This window comes from Pseudomonas sp. OIL-1 (assembly GCF_010669185.1).
GTDB classification, from domain to species: Bacteria; Pseudomonadota; Gammaproteobacteria; order Pseudomonadales; family Pseudomonadaceae; genus Halopseudomonas; species Halopseudomonas profundi.
This window is the reverse complement of record NZ_CP048629.1, coordinates 161,235-176,479: the sequence shown is the minus strand read 5'-3', so window position 1 is coordinate 176,479 and position 15,245 is coordinate 161,235. Positions and strand designations below refer to the sequence as shown.

Here is a 15,245-nt window from a genome sequence, read left to right as displayed (position 1 = left end):
AATGATGGCACAACGCGGTGCGCTGAGACGAAGAGGGATTGGTTGGATAATCTATAAAATCTAGATATATCAAATGCATGCAGCGATGGTTCGCTTTTTGCTTGGGTGATTTGGTCCTGATCGGGTAGCCCCGCTCAGAGTGTCGTCCATGGAATGGATGCTGCCCCATGTTTGATTTGTCGGACCGGGAATCCCCGGAAGGCGACATTAGCCGGGAGACGGTTTTCTGTCAGTAGCAGATCGCAAACGGAGTGTGATAGGCATGATCTACAAAACTAACTGGGTACGTTCGGGTGGCGGCATGTCGGTAGCGGTGATATGTCTGATGGCGACTGCCTTCGGGATGCAGGCGCGTCATGAACTATCCGCACAGGGAGACGTAACCTCGATATCCAGTCTGCGCTTGTGTTATGAAGCCGCTCAGCCGGGCATCAAGAGTGGTCAGCAACAGGTGTCTGATAGGTTTACATCAGCCCGTCGCTGTGGAGAACTGGCACAGTACAATGCTTTCGACAGTTGGACTTCGGGTACTGTCGCTTCACAAGCGCAACGCATCCCGGATGGTGATTGCCTGGCAGGTCGTCGGTCGAGCCGGGGCAGCGTGCATCAGTCGGCATTTTTACACGCTGGCTGCGAGAAAGCCCTGAACGGCAGTTTATCGCAGCAGGCCGAGCGGTACTGGTTCTGATTGGGGCTTTGCTTGAATGGTAGATAGCGACCCGTTTTGCCGGGCCGCTCGATAACAGCAGATTAGTGCGTTTCCCGTGTCGCGCGGAAACGTATATCCGGCCAGCGCTCCTCGGTCAGGTTCAGGTTGACGCGCGTGGGCGCAAGGTAAGTAAGATGCCCGCCACCGTCTATGGCCAGATTCTCCATGGCCTTGTTCCGGAATTCCTCAAGTTTCTTCCTGTCGCCTGATTCAATCCAGCGCGCTGACCAGACGTTGATCGGCTCGTAGAGGCACTCAACCTTGTATTCTTCCTTGAGCCGGCTGGCGACCACATCGAACTGCAATATTCCCACGGCGCCGAGGATGATGTCATTGCTGCGCTCGGGGAAGAACACCTGCGTTGCGCCTTCCTCGGCCAGTTCCTGGAGGCCCTGACGCAGTTGCTTGGATTTGAGCGGGTCCTTCAGGCGTACACGGCGGAACAGCTCCGGAGCGAAGTGCGGGATGCCGGTAAAGCCGATCTTCTCGCCCTGGGTGAATGTATCGCCGATCTGGATGGTGCCGTGGTTGTGCAGACCAATAATGTCGCCCGCCCAGGCTTCTTCCAGGTGCTCGCGCTCGGAGGCGAAGAAGGTCAGCGCATCAGGCATGCGCATGTCCTTGCCGGTGCGCACATGGTGCATTTTCATGCCTTTGTCGTAACGCCCGGAGCAGATACGCATGAAGGCGATACGGTCCCGGTGCTTGGGGTCCATGTTTGCCTGGATCTTGAAAACGAAGCCGGTGAAAGTATCCTCGACCGGTTCCACGGTCCGCTCGTGAGCGGGGCGGGGCAGCGGTGCCGGGGCCCAGCGGACGATGGCATCAAGTACCTGCTCTACCCCGAAGTTACCCAGAGCGGTACCGAAGAAGACCGGGGTCATCTCGCCGCGCAGGAACGCAGCCTGGTCGAACTCATGGCAAGCGCCCTGAACCAGCTCCAGTTCATCGACAAAATTGTCATACAGATCACCCAGGTGCGAACGGGCCTCATCCGAATCAAGCTTGTGGATGATGCGCGCCTCGGTACGCTCATGGCCATGGCCTGGCTCGTAGACGATGATGTGGTCCTGGGACAGGTTGTACACGCCCTTGAAATCGCGATAGCAACCGATCGGCCAGGTGATGGGCGCGGCCTTTATGTTCAGTACCGACTCGATTTCATCCAGCAGCTCGATGGGGTCGCGGATATCACGGTCCATCTTGTTGATGAAGCTGACGATGGGCGTGTCGCGCAGACGGCAGACATCCATCAGCGCGATGGTACGCGGCTCGACACCTTTACCGCCGTCCAGCACCATCAGCGCTGAATCCACAGCCGTGAGTGTGCGATAGGTATCCTCGGAGAAATCCTCGTGACCGGGGGTGTCCAGCAGATTGACCATGCAATCCCGGTAGGGGAACTGCATCACCGAGGTCGTAACAGAGATGCCCCGTTGTTTCTCCATTGCCATCCAGTCGGACGTGGCGTGACGATCGGATTTACGCGCTTTTACCGTGCCTGCCACACTGATCGCCTGGCCCATCAGCAATAATCGTTCGGTAATGGTGGTCTTACCCGCGTCCGGGTGAGAAATAATCGCGAAGGTGCGGCGTTTGCCAACCTCGCGCTGAATAGTGGTGTTTGTCATCTGTTGAATCTTCTGGTGTGCGGGCGATAGGGCCAACCGGGCGGCATACTGTATATCGGGGTTGGATACGCGCAGGGGAATAACCTGGCCGGCATTTTCGTTGATTTCGCGTCATGACTCAATGCATGGCTGCATACAGGCGGATACGGCGTGGAAAAGACCCGAGTCATGACACCAGTTTTTTGTGGGAGGGTCGCCCCCGGCGCGACGGCGGCCGCAGGACGCCCGGGGGGTTAATTCAAACAACTGGCCTGGCGGCCAGATCGCCGTGAGGTCACGCCTCCTACGAATAAGTGCGGTGGCCCTCTGCCCATTGTGGGATGGGCGATCGCGGCGATGGCGGCCGCAGGACGCCCGGGCTAAACGTCGATCTCGCTGGTAACAGGCGGCGCCAATACCAGCTGATCAAGCATTACATGCGTACCGAAGTGAAATCCCTGCGCATAATCCACTCCGATCGAGGATACCGCTTCCAATATCGCGGCATCCGCCACGTATTCCGCAATGACCTTCTTTCCCAGGAAGTGTCCCATCTCGGTAATCGACCGGACCAGCGCAAAATCGACCGGGTCCTCGGCGATGTTGACGACAAAAGACCCGTCGATCTTTATGAAGTCCACTGGCAGGCGTTTCAGATAGGAGAATGACGATTGCCCGACGCCAAAGTCGTCCAGCGAGAAGCGGCAGCCGATGCCGCGCATCTCGTTGATGAAATCGGAGGCATCTTCGAGATTGGCGACGGCCGTGGTCTCAGTAATCTCGAATATGAGCTTGTCTCGTGGGACCGGATAGCGGATCAGGGCGTCGAACAGAAAATCGGTGAAGGTCTCATCATTCAATGAATGGCCGGACAGGTTGATGGAGAAGCCACCAAGATGCTCAAGGCCCGGCAGGTGTTCGGTCATCCAGCCGAACACGGCTTCAATCACCCAGCGATCGACGGCCGCCATGCGATTGAATTCCTCTGCAGCCATGATGAATTCGCCCGGCGGCAAATGGTTGCCTGCGTCGTCCACCACTGTCAGCAGAATTTCATAGTGCGGCAACACGGAGCCTTGAATCGGATTGATCGCCTGACACCGGAGCTTCAGCGAGTTTTCATCGAGCGCGCGATTTATGCGGGTTACCCAGTTCATTACCTCGTTTCGCTCTTCGAGTCGGGCATCGCCTGGATGAGCGACCTGGATCTTGCGGCGGCCGGCCTTTTTGCTGATCTCGGCAGCGACCTCCACCGTTCTCAGCAATTCCATTATGCGGTCGTTGGTATGGTCGAAACCGAGCAGCGCCATCGCGGTATTGATAACAAAGCTGTGACCGCCTTCCTCGAAACGTGTGCTTTCGATTTCAACCTTGATTGCCGAGGCAAGCTGGAAGCCTTCGACTTCGGCATCGAGCGGAACTACGACGCCGAATTCGGCAGCGCCGATGCGGCCGACGATTGCATCATCACCGGCGACAGCCTGTAAGCTCCGCGAAAGCTCTTGCAGCAAGCGGTCACCGGCTTCGTAGCCGCAGGTGTTATTGACCAGTTTGAACTGCAATATGTCGATGAAGATGAGCGTGTGGCGTCGCTGGTGTTCCTTGGCGTTGGCGACACTGTGGGCGATGCATTGGGAGAATTCCCTGCGCGTGCACAAACCGGTGAGCTGGTCATGAGAGGCCTCAAACGCCAGTTTCTCGTAAATCTTTTGTACCAGCGTGTCCAGGCCCTGTTCAACGGCTGGCAGAGCGGCATGTTCAAGCGCAGAAAGTGAGCGGTGGCGCAGCTTCTGAGCCATTTCATGCAGGGACAATTCAGCGACTTTCTTGCCCTGTTGGTTGGCCAGAATGAACTGGCTGAAGTCATCCGCTACCCAGGCAAGCTGATACAGGACCGGGGATTGTGGCGGCGCCAGGCATTCCAGCCATTGGCCCTTGCGCAGCCCCTTGGCCCGCTTGATCCAGCGCAGGGCAGTCGCATCGTTCTCGTTCGGCTCCTCCTCAGGCTCCGTTGTGCTGCGATACACCAACGAGGCGAACGCCTGTCCGTTCAGCAGATTTTCGATATTTTCAAGGAGTTGTTCATGCCGGCCCTCGGCATCGTGCACCTTGGCCAGGCCCTTGCCGATCAGCCTGAGCAGGGCATCGATGCGGATCAGGTTGCCGGACGCTTCTTCAGCATCAGAAAGCGTGCGCGCGACCAGCTGATCGACAATCGCCAGCGTCAGATCCCAGGACCTGCTGTCATCGCCCTGCCTGAACAGGCACAGCATCATCAAGCCTTTCCAGCCGTGTTCGAGCAGCTCAAGCACCGGAGCAGGGACCGGGCGGGACCCGAGTCGACGAACAAGCTCGCGATCAATCAGCTGATGGGCTTTGCGAATCCGTTGCTGGCCGTCGGCCGCTTCCGCAATGCGGCGCAGGTTGCGTTCGACGAGCCGCTTTTCCTTGGCGACGAGCTGGTCGAGGATGAGCAGCGAGCGGGTGAACCCTTCGTCATCACTGCTCTCAAGGATCGTGGTGATCGCGTTAATCACCGCAGCCTTGTTGTGCGCGGCGTGCGTGCTGCCTTGATCCGACAACAGGGCTATGTGGTTGACCGCCTGGCGCGCAGGGTGGAAGTCGGCGGTGAACAGGCTCTGGTCCTTGAGCATCACGCGCAGGACCGGCACCTCCAGCTTGCGTACTTCATCGCGCAAATCGTCTGCAACCTGATCGCTCTGCACGATGTTGTCGAACAGGTTTTCGATCATATCGGCAGAGTCTTCTTCAAACTCTGACAGCTGCACGCCCGGATCGCTGGCTTCAATCAATTGCTTGAGTGCGCCGGGCTTTGCCAGATCGGCATGCTGCGCAAGCAATTGTTGTTGCATCTGCTGCAGTGCTGAAAGAGTCGCACGACTCGGCTGGGGCGGCTCCGCTGGCTCGTCGGGCAACGTCAGCCGCCCGGCTGTGCCGTTATTCAGGCGCTTATGCGCGGACCACAAGCGCGTGGCGGTGTTGAAGGCGCTCGGTGTTGCTTTCGCATCACCAGGCGCTGTCTTCGGGGCATCGGCCTGCACCGGCTGCTGCGGTTCAGGCGGCGGGACAGGGGGCGTGATCTTTGCCTCGGCTTGCGGCGACTCCTGGTCCCTGCTCGGGTCGCTGGCCTTGCGCTCGCGTATGGCCTGTTCAGTCAGATACTGCTCTACATCGATATCGGGGAGTACGCCGGCCTCGATAAACAACCGGTTCAGGCTGCGGTAGAGCGTGGCAAGATTGCTTAGCAATACATCGTAAAGCACCTTGAAGGCAACGACCTGAACCTTGCCGGTGAGGCGCCAGTCACGAGTGACCTCGGCGAACCCGTAACACAGCGCACTGGGCGAGTAGGGGTTGTAACAGTGAGATGCGTCGGGCGAGCCAAATGCCGCATCCAGCCGCAGCTGCAACTCAAGCAATTGTTCCCGAAGGATGATTTCGGCCTTGGAGATGGCCTTGCGGATGACCAGCCAATCCTCGAACTCATTCTTCTCGACCAGGGACAGTCCGGCGCGCTCGTTACGGGGTTTCCGCGCTTGCCAGGCCTCAATGAAGCGACCATCGGCCGCCTCCGCCGCGTCCGCACTGATCTTCGCTGAAAGGTCAGGCACAAGATGCATCTGCTGCGTGCGGATGATGCCTAGCGTGTCGAAGAAGGGTTGCTGAGCCGTCTGGCTGCGTTGACGGTCAGCTTCGGTGATCAGCGCATCTTTGAGGGTGCCTATATATTCCGGGAAGCAGCGATTGAAAAACTCTGCGACGTGATGGTTGGTGCTTTTAATCAGCTGCGCCTTGCTGAGTGGATCAAGCGGTTGCTGCGTCGGCGCGACGATGCTTACCGCCGGCGCTGACTGTTCCACGGCGAAGAGTCTGGCTGCGCGTTGAATATTGAGTACGAAACGAGAATCCTGCTGCGCCAGCTGCAAGCCGATGCCCTGACGGCTGACATGGGCCACACTCACGTCGACTGCGATATTCCTGCCCTCGAGCTGGTAGATAACCGTGGCCCGCTTGTCGACCTTGAGCAACCCGCGGAGCCGGCCCAGCTGCCCGGCGCCAGTCAGTATCACCAACATGCCGCCCTGGCTGAAATCGCTGATCACACAGTCAAATTCGCCCTGGTCGCCTAGCACTAGCGTGCCGGCAATCGAAGCTGATTGACGGGTGAATTTACGTTTTTCCGCCGTCACGATTTCCCCGGTTGGCTGTCCTGTTCCTGCACGATCCATTCTAGTGCATAGGGATCGGGTGCATAGGTACGATAATTCAGTTCGCATGGTCAAAGCCAGCCATGCGCGGATTTCCTGTGAAGAAGATCGCGGCGCTGTGCGCTGGGCGATTCGGGGATCATACGCTAACTGTTTGTGCGTTGTGATTGGCGCAACCGGAGCAGCTATCAGATGCCCGTGCCTGGCGAGGCACGCATCCGGTTTCAACTGTCTGTTCCGGGGCGCAGCAGCAGGGTGTAGCGCGACCGCCGGTTCGCTCGTTACGGAATGCAGCGCCGATGCCATGGTCTACTCTGAACAGCAATCAAGTGGCCAGGGGTGGCGCGCCTGCCTGGCTCCTGGTTGGATTGAAGTGTCCGCAGGGAGATTTTCGGGACGGGTATTGACCCCGTGTACGCAAGGTTCTATGGTTCGCCGCGAACGTTGAGGCTGGCACGATCCATACGGCTCAAGTACTGACGACGAGACAGCAAGACCGCAGGTTGCGGGCTTATTGCTTTCGGCGCACGCCTTGGGAAGTAGGCGAACCAAAGTGGGGATACTGATCAGACGTTCGCACCCCCGGGTTGTGTGTTGGCTACGCGTTCAGAGTCGCTTCCGTCGGAAGGCGCCGCTCTCTTTTATCCGAGAGTCAGGCCGTCTGTCTGCCCTGCATCTGATCATCCATGTCCTCACCCGCCCCGAAACTGAATTCGTAGCTTTGGAGCCATGCCATGTCTATCAAACTTGAAGACTACTTCGACAAAGAAACTTTCAACCGCATCAAGCAGCGTGCCGACCAGCATGAAACGCCCTTCCTGGTGGTTGACCTGAAAACCATCGATCGCGCCTATGACGAACTGGTCGAAGGCTTCCCCTTCGGCAAGATCTACTACGCAGTTAAGGCCAATCCATCGAACGAAGTGCTGAATCTGCTGAAGAGTAAAGGTTCGAACTTCGATATCGCCTCCATCTATGAGCTGGAGAAGGTCATGGCGCTGGGCGTCAAGCCGGAGCAGATCAGCTTCGGCAATACCATCAAGAAGTCCCGCCATATTCGCGCTTTCTACGAAAAGGGCGTGCGTCTCTATGCCACCGACTCCGAAGCTGACCTGCGCAACATCGCCAAGGCTGCGCCGGGGTCCAAGGTCTATGTTCGCATTCTGACAGAGGGCTCAACCACGGCCGACTGGCCGCTGTCACGCAAGTTTGGCTGCCAGACCGATATGGCCATGGACCTGCTGGTGCTGGCCCGCGAGCTGGGTCTGGAACCCTATGGTATTTCCTTCCATGTCGGCTCCCAGCAGCGCGATATTGGCGCCTGGGATGCCGCCATCGGCAAGGTGAAGGTGATCTTCGAGCGTCTGAAGGAAGAAGACGGCATTGTTCTGAAGATGATCAACATGGGCGGTGGTTTCCCGGCCAATTACATCACCAAGACCAATACCCTTCAGGTCTACGCTGAAGAGATCACCCGGTTCCTGCACGAGGACTTTGGCGACGAACTGCCCGAGATCATCCTCGAGCCGGGCCGCTCGTTGATTGCCAATGCCGGCATTCTGGTCAGCGAAGTGGTGCTTGTGTCGCGTAAGTCGCACACCGCGCTGGAGCGCTGGGTGTACACCGACGTCGGCAAATTCTCTGGCCTGATCGAGACCATGGACGAGTCGATCAAATTCCCGATCTGGACAGACAAGAAAGGGGAGCTTGAGGAAGCAGTGATCGCCGGACCCACGTGCGACAGCGCCGACATCATGTACGAGAACTACAAATACGGCCTGCCGCTGAACCTCGCCATCGGCGACCGTATGTACTGGCTCTCCACCGGCGCCTACACCACCAGCTACAGCGCCATCGAGTTCAACGGCTTCCCACCGCTGGAAGCGTTTTACGTTTGAGCCAGAGGACGCAGCGGGTCCGCCTGCTCTTTTTGTGAGAGGCTGCGGGTCCGCTGTCTTTTGTAGGAGATTCTATGGTTCCCCACAACCCCTTTCAGGGTGTTTTTGGTTGATAGGTGGTTTGGTTCTGCATTAAGGCAAAAGCGATGCGGGCCAGTTTCCTAGCCAGCTTGACCAACGCCTGGGTCGGCTTGAGCCCTTGTGCAATATAGGCCTCATAGAGGCTTTTCCAGGCCTGTGTTTTTCGCGCTGCCATGGCCGCGTTGTAAAGAAGCCGGCGCAGCTCTGGATCGCCTTTCTTGGTTAGCTTACGTCGGCCTGTTTGAGTGCCTGAGTCTCTGACCCTGACGTCCATGCCCAGGAAGGCGATGAAGGCGTCACTGGTTCTAAAGGGGCCGCGATGGAAGGTGTTGGCTAAGGCTATGCCGGTAAGGTCCCCGATGCCTTCGATGGCCTTGCAGCGCTTGGCATCAAGCCACCAACCGACATCTGCCATGGCTTGTTTTAACCGCTGAACGATCAGCAGCTCTACGCGGCGAATGTGCGCATCGAGCTGCTTGGCAGTCTGCTTCAGCTCCGGTATGTCTTGCAGGCTTTGACTAAGGGCCACTCTGGTATGAACCAGCGATGCTCGGCGGCGCATCAGCCCCTGGACGCGATAGAAGGCATCATGGGCCGGTATCCACGGTTTAAGACTGTCCATTTCCTTGGTGAGATAGCGGAGAATGAGCCTGGCATCTGAAGCATCAGTCTTTGCTCGGGTACCGACGCCGCTGCGGTAATGGTTGAGCTTGTACCCATCCAGCAAATAGAGCTCAAACCCTGCTTCGTGCGCCAACTTGGCAAGCTGACGGTGATAGATACCGGTCGCCTCCAAAGCAATCTTGGATCCAGGGGGCAACGACTTCAGCCAGCGTTTGCAAGGACCTACGGAGTTGCTAATGGTCTCCACGCCAGACGAATCGCTGCGAGCTATCACCAGTTCCGCTTTGCTGACATCGACACCGGTCAGAACGGGTTCGACTGCCTTTGCCATGGTAAGTCCTCCAAGCTAAAGTAATCTTTGACTTGTCAGGGCTCACCAGACGCTGGCTTGCAACATATTGTCGGTCCGAGCGGGCCGCGCTCTGCCGATGGATTCTCTATTGGCGTTATGGTGAGGGTGGGGCTGAATCTCCCACAGTCCGTACCGAACGGTCGGAAGGGGCGTTTACCCCTCCACCCTGACAGGTCCATTTTGGTTCTGGACCTGTAGGAAAACCATACAAGGGGCGACCCGCCGCGATGGCGTCCGCAGGACGCCTTATGGTTCACCAAAACGACCAAGTCTCCCTTCACTCACAAACCTCGAACCAGCCCAGCCCAGCTCGAGGCTCCTTCAGCTCCTTCTTTAACTAAACTTCTGAATATTCGCCATCAGCTCACGCAGCGCCTCGATATTGTCCTTCGGATGCACCGCATTCTCGAAGCTGCACAGCTGCTCGAAATTCGCCGCTACATCTTCCGGGCTATACCCCTCGTCCGGGTTGAAACCGATACCCAGTGAACGCTCCCAACGCACCTTGCCCATCCAGCCACCGCCAACTTCGAACAGGCTGCCGGTTTCCTTGCACTGTTCTGAGCAGAGAAAGGCCACCAGCGGGCTGACCAGCTCCGGCTTCAACTTTTCGAACGCACCAGGCGGGAACAGACCTTCGGTCATGCGCGTACCGCCAGTCGGGGCAATGGCGTTGACGAAGATGTTGTTCTTGCGGCCTTCGATTGCCAGTGTGCGCGTCAGACCGTAAAGGCCCAGCTTGGCCATGCCGTAATTGGCTTGTCCGAAGTTACCGTAGATGCCGGAAGTCGAAGCAGTGAAAATGATCCGACCGAAGTTGCTGTCCTTCATATACGGCCATGCCGCATGCGTGACCTTGTAGGCGCCTTCAACGTGGACCTTGTAGACCAGATCCCAGTCAGCGTCGGTCATCTTGGCAAAACTCTTGTCACGCAGGATGCCAGCGTTATTGACCACTACGTCGACACGGCCAAAGTTATCCATCGCACACTGCACGATCTTGTCGCCGTCGATTACGTTGTCCGGGTTGGCTACCGCAGTGCCGCCGGCGGCCTTGATCTCTTCAACGACTTTCAACGCCGCTTCGCTGTTCGCGCCTTCGCCCTGTGCGCTACCACCCAGGTCGTTGACGATGACCTTGGCGCCATGCTTGGCGAACAACAGCGCGTGCGCACGACCAATACCGCCGCCGGCGCCGGTTACGATGACGACCTTGTCGTCAAAACGGATATCGCTCATGAAATGCTCCTAATCTATACGGGCGTTGAAAAAGGACTGCCAGTGTTAAACACTTGTTTCAATTCGCCAAGGGATAAGGTCAACGTGAATAGCCCGGCATAAGCCGGTGAATATCGGTTCGTGCCACGTCCTGAACGGCCGCAGGCGAGGAACCGCTGCAGAACGCGAATCTAACGGAAGTACGTCACAAAACGTGCGCTGCGCGAAAACTTACACCTGCAATCCAATCCAATACTACTGCCGCCTATGCCGCACAGCAGAGCGGCTGCGCCTATCTGCACCAAGAGCTAACGGTCCGAGACTATAAAAATGAAACGACTTCTCCTGTCAGCATTCGCTGTTTCCGTTTTCGCGTTAGCGGGTATCGCCGTATGGGTCCATGCTGGGCCACCATCCGAAGTGTCTGCTACCTATCTCGGGGTTGAGCGTCAACTGGCCGATCTCGAGTCGCACACAGTTGATATTCCCGGCTTCCAGGTGGCCTATCTCGAAGGCGGCACGGGGGAGCCGTTGCTTCTGATTCACGGTATGGGCGCCAACAAGGACGAGTGGAACAGGGTTGCCTATCACCTGACGTCCCACCATCGGGTGATTGCGATAGACCTCCCTGGGTTTGGCGACAGCGACAAACCGGCCGGTGGACAGTATTACACGCCTGATCAGGTTCGCTACCTGAGCGACATTATTGAGGCGCTGGGGCTGGACAAGGTGCATCTGGGTGGTAACTCCATGGGCGGCCGCATTGCTGCTGCCTATGCCGCCCAGTATCCCGACAGGGTTGAAAGTCTATGGCTGCTGGCGCCGTCGGGCGTCATGAGCGCCCAGCCCAGCGAAGTGATAAAGCGCCTACAACGCGGCGAGCAGTTGCCACTGGTAGCGAGCAATCGTGAAGAACTGGACGAATCACTCAAGTTGACCACACAGCAGCCGCCTTATTATCCCGATCCGGTCAAGGATGCCTTTGCTGAAAGCGCCGCCGAGAACTACAGGCTCCACAGCCGAATCATGGCAGAACTCAATCAAGAGGCGGCAACGCAGCCGCTCGAACGCATCGCCGCAGGCCTGTCAGTCCCCACGCGTATTGTATGGGGCCAGGAAGACAAGCTGTTCCATCACTCCTCGGCTGAGGTCCTGCACAACCTGATCGACGGCAGCTCTGTATTTCTGGTCCCCGACACAGGCCACCTGCCGATGATGGAAGCGCCGGCCGAAGTGGCGGAAGACTACCAGGCGTTTCGAGCTTCGTTTGGGGAGCGTTCTTAGCGAGGCAACAGAATGCTAGGCGGCTGGGGCCGCACACGGGCGTGGACGATAGGCCTGTCTGCGGCTTACCGTCGGGCGACCAAGGCAACTTGCTCCATCGGTATTTTTATTAAGGAAAAGTGATGTACGCACCAGCATATCCTCAGGACGAACTCAGCCTCTTATACCCCGGTGTGTATCTTCTGCATGGCAGCATCAAGATGGGGCCCGGAATGTGGATGAATCGAAACATGATCGTGCTCAAGAACGGAGACGAGTTGACCTTGGTTAATCCAGTGCGCTTGACGACCAGTTCTATCTCGATACATATAACTGCGAATTCTGGGAGCAGGAGGGTCAGAAACCGTACAAGATTCCGCGGCCCTTGTTGGCGAATGTGCAGTTGTGATCATGGATGCCGAATTCGAACACAGCGATTCGATTATGGAAACGGTAACGGTTAACAAATCGAGTGATGAGTGGCAAGTGGTTGGCTATATTGTCAAGTAATACACTTGGTAATAGCAGGCACGGCGATGCACATTCCATTGCGCCTTCAGCTTCATTCCAGGGCTGCGCATGCTGAGGGCGTTAACTCCAAGGATCGAACATGCAACTATTAGCGAAATCAGATGCGGCGATATTACAAGTCGTGAGTCCATTGATGGACAACCTGATGGAGGGCTGCACCGAAATCGACTACGAAAAGCACACCAAAGACTTTTCCTCGCGCATAAAGATCCAAATGTCGCCGAGCAGGCTCGGGTCTTAATTGGGGTCAGTTGAACATTCTTTGCTAAAGTTCCGGATCGTTGACATCACCACGCACCTCCAGAAAGCGCGGGACAACAAAGCACATTCCTAACAACTGGTTCAAACCGTTCGCTCTGCTCACTGGGACGGGCTGAAGCCCGCCCCTTAACCAAACGTTGGACGACAAGAAATTGGGGGGTTGAATCGGCGCAAGTAAGCAGTATGATATTGTCATACTTTCTGATTTGTTAGGAGCTCAGCCATGAGCATGCACCGGAAGACCATCACGCTGACTGAACAGCAAGACGATTGGGTGAAGGGCCAGATTGAGAGCGGTCACTTTGGCAATGATAGCGAGTATATCCGCGATCTCATCCGGAGAGACCAGCAGGCCAAAGAACGTCTTGCCACGCTGAGGCAGGCCCTCGCTGAAGGTGAGTCAAGCGGGAAACCTAAGCCGCTCGACATATCGGCCATCAAAGCGGCTGGCCGTAAGCGAATGAAGGCGTCGGATTAGTGCTTAGGTTAACCGTCACGCCGAAGGCGGAATCTGATCTCACCGGAATCTGGATATATACCTGCGAAGAATGGGGGGTTGATCAGGCGGATAGTTACCTGGATCAGCTTGAAGCAGGAATGAATCAGCTGATTAATCATCCATCTCTCGGCTCTAACTACGCCCATGTTCTTCCCGGATATCGCAGATTGCAGGTAAAGCATCACGCTGTTTTTTATCAAGTGCTAGAGCCGCAAGTGCTCATTGTTCGTGTTCTGCACGAGGACATGGATGCACCGCAAAGGCTTCTGGATTAGCTGGCGGCTACCTTTTGGTGCAGCGCATGTTTTCCAGCTAGGTTCCGTGCTGTTGTCGCCCACGTCGTCGATGGCTTCTTAGTCCACACCTCGATGATTGGCGCATCTGGGATGGAAAGCTTCCGCTTGCACCGCCCCGCCAGCCTTGATTAGCACCTGGCGGCCGCGCTGCCTAGCGCCTCTATTCTTCCTTGGCGGCGTATTTATCTTTCATCAGATAAGCATAGGCAGTATTGAAGGCAACCTCCTGATAGGCCTTGAGGTCAGTTTCGGCATAGTCAATCTGGATCGGGTTGCGCTTCAGTGATTCCTTGATCTCGGTCGGCGACATGATTATCACGTCCAGATCGCTGATCAGTTCGATGGCCGCTTCCAGCTTGAAACCGACCGCGCCGCCAGCAAATTTGCCCTTCATCGGTCGCTGCCGGACAACCACACGGTCTACCTTGTAATCCTGCATCAACTTGGCGAAGGTCTGCTGAAAATAGCGCAGCTCATGTGTGCTGTTGATGTCTGTCAAGGTCAGCCGCCGGGAGCGAAAATCGGGTAGCTCAAAAATTTCGTCTGTCAGCGACAACAAACACACGTTCACATCATTACTGCTGATTTCAACACCACACACTTTCATAGAGCACCCGGTTTGGCTAGACCCGCGCATTGTAGCGCAAATTTGCGAGGTGATTTTGGGTGTTGCCGCCAATTGTCTCCAGACCTCATCTGGCGGCGCTGACAACCTCGCTGTGGTTCTTGAGTGCTTGTTCTTTACTGTCTAAGATAGCTGGCTTTATCCCAGCTCAGGACCGCCGCATGAACGATGCCAAATCGCTACCTCCCTTACCGGATAGACTGTCGAGTAATCCCCGTAGCCCGCATTATGTAGAAGCAATTTTCGAACATGATATTGGCATTCTGTTGAATGGAAAAGAACGTACCAACGTCGAGGAGTATTGCATCAGCGAAGGCTGGATAAAAATCCCTTCGCCTAAGGGATTGGACCGCCGGGGACAGCCACTACTGATCACGCTGAAGGGCAGGGTTGAAGCCTTTTACAGCTAAATTTTCTACGGCTTGGGGCGTTCAATTCCGTTAAGTAACCAACGTCTGAATCAGTAAAAACAAAATCCCCAGTGAATTTCTGTATGACGCTTGGATTATATGAAAACCAGGAATTGAATTTTGACCAACAATGATATTTTACGCCGCTTACGCTATACATTTGATTTAAGAGATACCGCTGTGGTCGATATACTCGCCTTGACCGATATTGACGTGAGCGAAGAGCAGGTGGCTGCCTGGTTGAAAAGAGAGGAGGACGACGGATTCCTCAGAATGAATGACAGTGACATGGTAGCTTTTCTGAATGGTTTTATTAACTTCAAGCGTGGCAAGCGTGACGGAGCGCAACAACCGCAAGAAAAGCACCTCAACAATAATATGGTATTGCAGAAATTACGGATTGCTCTTAATTTGCAGGCTGAAGGCGTATTGCAGATGTTAGAGCTGGCCGGATTTCGTTTAAGCAAGCATGAACTAAGTGCTTTTTTTCGCAAGCCGGAAAATAAGAATTATCGAGAATGCAAAGACCAGATCCTTCGCAAGTTTCTGCTCGGCATTCAGCTTCATTTGAGGCCTGGTGAGGTTGATCCAGAGTTACAATAAAGCCGTCCATTTCGCCCGTTAGCTGCCCCAGGAAGC

13 protein-coding genes are annotated in these 15,245 nt (G+C 56.2%); 8 read left to right on the top strand and 5 right to left on the bottom strand.

Annotated elements, in window-relative coordinates; genetic code table 11:
- Window positions 1-262: 262 nt before the first annotated feature.
- On the top strand, window positions 263-688 hold the full coding sequence (locus G3M63_RS00815) for a hypothetical protein (RefSeq protein ID WP_163981600.1): 426 nt from the start codon (window positions 263-265) through the stop codon (window positions 686-688).
- A gap of 62 nt (window positions 689-750) precedes the next feature.
- On the opposite strand, the gene G3M63_RS00810 is transcribed toward G3M63_RS00815, so the two are convergent.
- A complete protein-coding gene (locus tag G3M63_RS00810; RefSeq protein ID WP_163981599.1) occupies window positions 751-2,340 on the bottom strand; it encodes a peptide chain release factor 3 in 1,590 nt (529 codons plus the stop codon).
- A gap of 359 nt (window positions 2,341-2,699) precedes the next feature.
- The gene (locus G3M63_RS00805; protein ID WP_163981598.1) at window positions 2,700-6,530 is read right to left on the bottom strand and encodes a DUF1631 family protein; all 3,831 of its coding nucleotides are present in this window, start codon (window positions 6,528-6,530) and stop codon (window positions 2,700-2,702) included.
- A gap of 752 nt (window positions 6,531-7,282) precedes the next feature.
- Here G3M63_RS00805 and G3M63_RS00800 point away from each other — a divergent pair.
- The gene (locus G3M63_RS00800) at window positions 7,283-8,446 is read left to right on the top strand and encodes a type III PLP-dependent enzyme (protein ID WP_163981597.1); all 1,164 of its coding nucleotides are present in this window, start codon (window positions 7,283-7,285) and stop codon (window positions 8,444-8,446) included.
- A gap of 94 nt (window positions 8,447-8,540) precedes the next feature.
- On the opposite strand, the gene G3M63_RS00795 is transcribed toward G3M63_RS00800, so the two are convergent.
- Both G3M63_RS00795 and G3M63_RS00790 read right to left on the bottom strand, forming a co-directional pair.
- Entirely contained in the window at window positions 8,541-9,482 is a 942-nt protein-coding gene (locus G3M63_RS00795) for an IS110 family transposase (protein WP_163981596.1), read from the bottom strand.
- Between the two features lie 354 nt (window positions 9,483-9,836).
- A complete protein-coding gene (locus tag G3M63_RS00790) occupies window positions 9,837-10,742 on the bottom strand; it encodes an SDR family oxidoreductase (protein WP_163981595.1) in 906 nt (301 codons plus the stop codon).
- A gap of 309 nt (window positions 10,743-11,051) precedes the next feature.
- On the opposite strand from G3M63_RS00790, the gene G3M63_RS00785 reads away from it, so the two are divergent.
- The 4 genes from G3M63_RS00785 (at window position 11,052) to G3M63_RS00770 (ending at window position 13,550) form a co-directional block, all read left to right on the top strand.
- Window positions 11,052-12,005 (top strand): alpha/beta fold hydrolase, encoded by a 954-nt coding sequence (locus G3M63_RS00785; RefSeq protein WP_163981594.1) that lies wholly within the window; start codon window positions 11,052-11,054, stop codon window positions 12,003-12,005.
- Between the two features lie 312 nt (window positions 12,006-12,317).
- Window positions 12,318-12,494, top strand: a complete 177-nt coding sequence (locus tag G3M63_RS19665; protein ID WP_371923564.1) for a DUF4019 domain-containing protein — start codon at window positions 12,318-12,320, stop codon at window positions 12,492-12,494.
- A gap of 505 nt (window positions 12,495-12,999) precedes the next feature.
- The gene (locus tag G3M63_RS00775; protein ID WP_150299408.1) at window positions 13,000-13,254 is read left to right on the top strand and encodes a type II toxin-antitoxin system ParD family antitoxin; all 255 of its coding nucleotides are present in this window, start codon (window positions 13,000-13,002) and stop codon (window positions 13,252-13,254) included.
- Window positions 13,254-13,550 carry a type II toxin-antitoxin system RelE/ParE family toxin gene (locus G3M63_RS00770; protein WP_163981592.1) on the top strand — a complete coding sequence of 99 codons (297 nt, stop codon included), beginning with the start codon at window positions 13,254-13,256 and terminating at the stop codon, window positions 13,548-13,550. Before G3M63_RS00775 ends, G3M63_RS00770 begins: the two co-directional genes overlap by 1 nt.
- Before the next feature lie 181 nt (window positions 13,551-13,731).
- Here G3M63_RS00770 and G3M63_RS00765 read toward each other — a convergent pair whose 3' ends face one another.
- Complete coding sequence (locus G3M63_RS00765; protein ID WP_150299410.1) at window positions 13,732-14,178, bottom strand: DUF3010 family protein; 447 nt, start codon at window positions 14,176-14,178, stop codon at window positions 13,732-13,734.
- 179 nt (window positions 14,179-14,357) lie between these two features.
- Between G3M63_RS00765 and G3M63_RS00760 the strand changes: the two genes are divergently transcribed.
- Both G3M63_RS00760 and G3M63_RS00755 read left to right on the top strand, forming a co-directional pair.
- Window positions 14,358-14,606: a DUF3297 family protein gene (locus G3M63_RS00760; protein ID WP_163981591.1), complete on the top strand. Its 249-nt coding sequence runs from the start codon at window positions 14,358-14,360 to the stop codon at window positions 14,604-14,606.
- A 120-nt stretch (window positions 14,607-14,726) separates the two neighbouring features.
- Window positions 14,727-15,209 (top strand): DUF1456 family protein, encoded by a 483-nt coding sequence (locus G3M63_RS00755; RefSeq protein ID WP_163981590.1) that lies wholly within the window; start codon window positions 14,727-14,729, stop codon window positions 15,207-15,209.
- The last annotated feature ends 36 nt before the right edge of the window (window positions 15,210-15,245 follow it).

Excerpts from the sequence above, each read along its gene's own strand:
- G3M63_RS00795 (WP_163981596.1), bottom strand. The coding sequence starts at position 9,482 with ATGGCAAAGGCAGTCGAACCCGTTCTGACCGGTGTCGATGTCAGCAAA.
- G3M63_RS00760 (WP_163981591.1), top strand. The coding sequence starts at position 14,358 with ATGAACGATGCCAAATCGCTACCTCCCTTACCGGATAGACTGTCGAGT.
- G3M63_RS00810 (WP_163981599.1), bottom strand. The coding sequence starts at position 2,340 with ATGACAAACACCACTATTCAGCGCGAGGTTGGCAAACGCCGCACCTTC.
- G3M63_RS00790 (WP_163981595.1), bottom strand. The coding sequence starts at position 10,742 with ATGAGCGATATCCGTTTTGACGACAAGGTCGTCATCGTAACCGGCGCC.
- G3M63_RS00775 (WP_150299408.1), top strand. The coding sequence starts at position 13,000 with ATGAGCATGCACCGGAAGACCATCACGCTGACTGAACAGCAAGACGAT.
- G3M63_RS00785 (WP_163981594.1), top strand. The coding sequence starts at position 11,052 with ATGAAACGACTTCTCCTGTCAGCATTCGCTGTTTCCGTTTTCGCGTTA.
- G3M63_RS00815 (WP_163981600.1), top strand. The coding sequence starts at position 263 with ATGATCTACAAAACTAACTGGGTACGTTCGGGTGGCGGCATGTCGGTA.
- G3M63_RS00800 (WP_163981597.1), top strand. The coding sequence starts at position 7,283 with ATGTCTATCAAACTTGAAGACTACTTCGACAAAGAAACTTTCAACCGC.
- G3M63_RS00765 (WP_150299410.1), bottom strand. The coding sequence starts at position 14,178 with ATGAAAGTGTGTGGTGTTGAAATCAGCAGTAATGATGTGAACGTGTGT.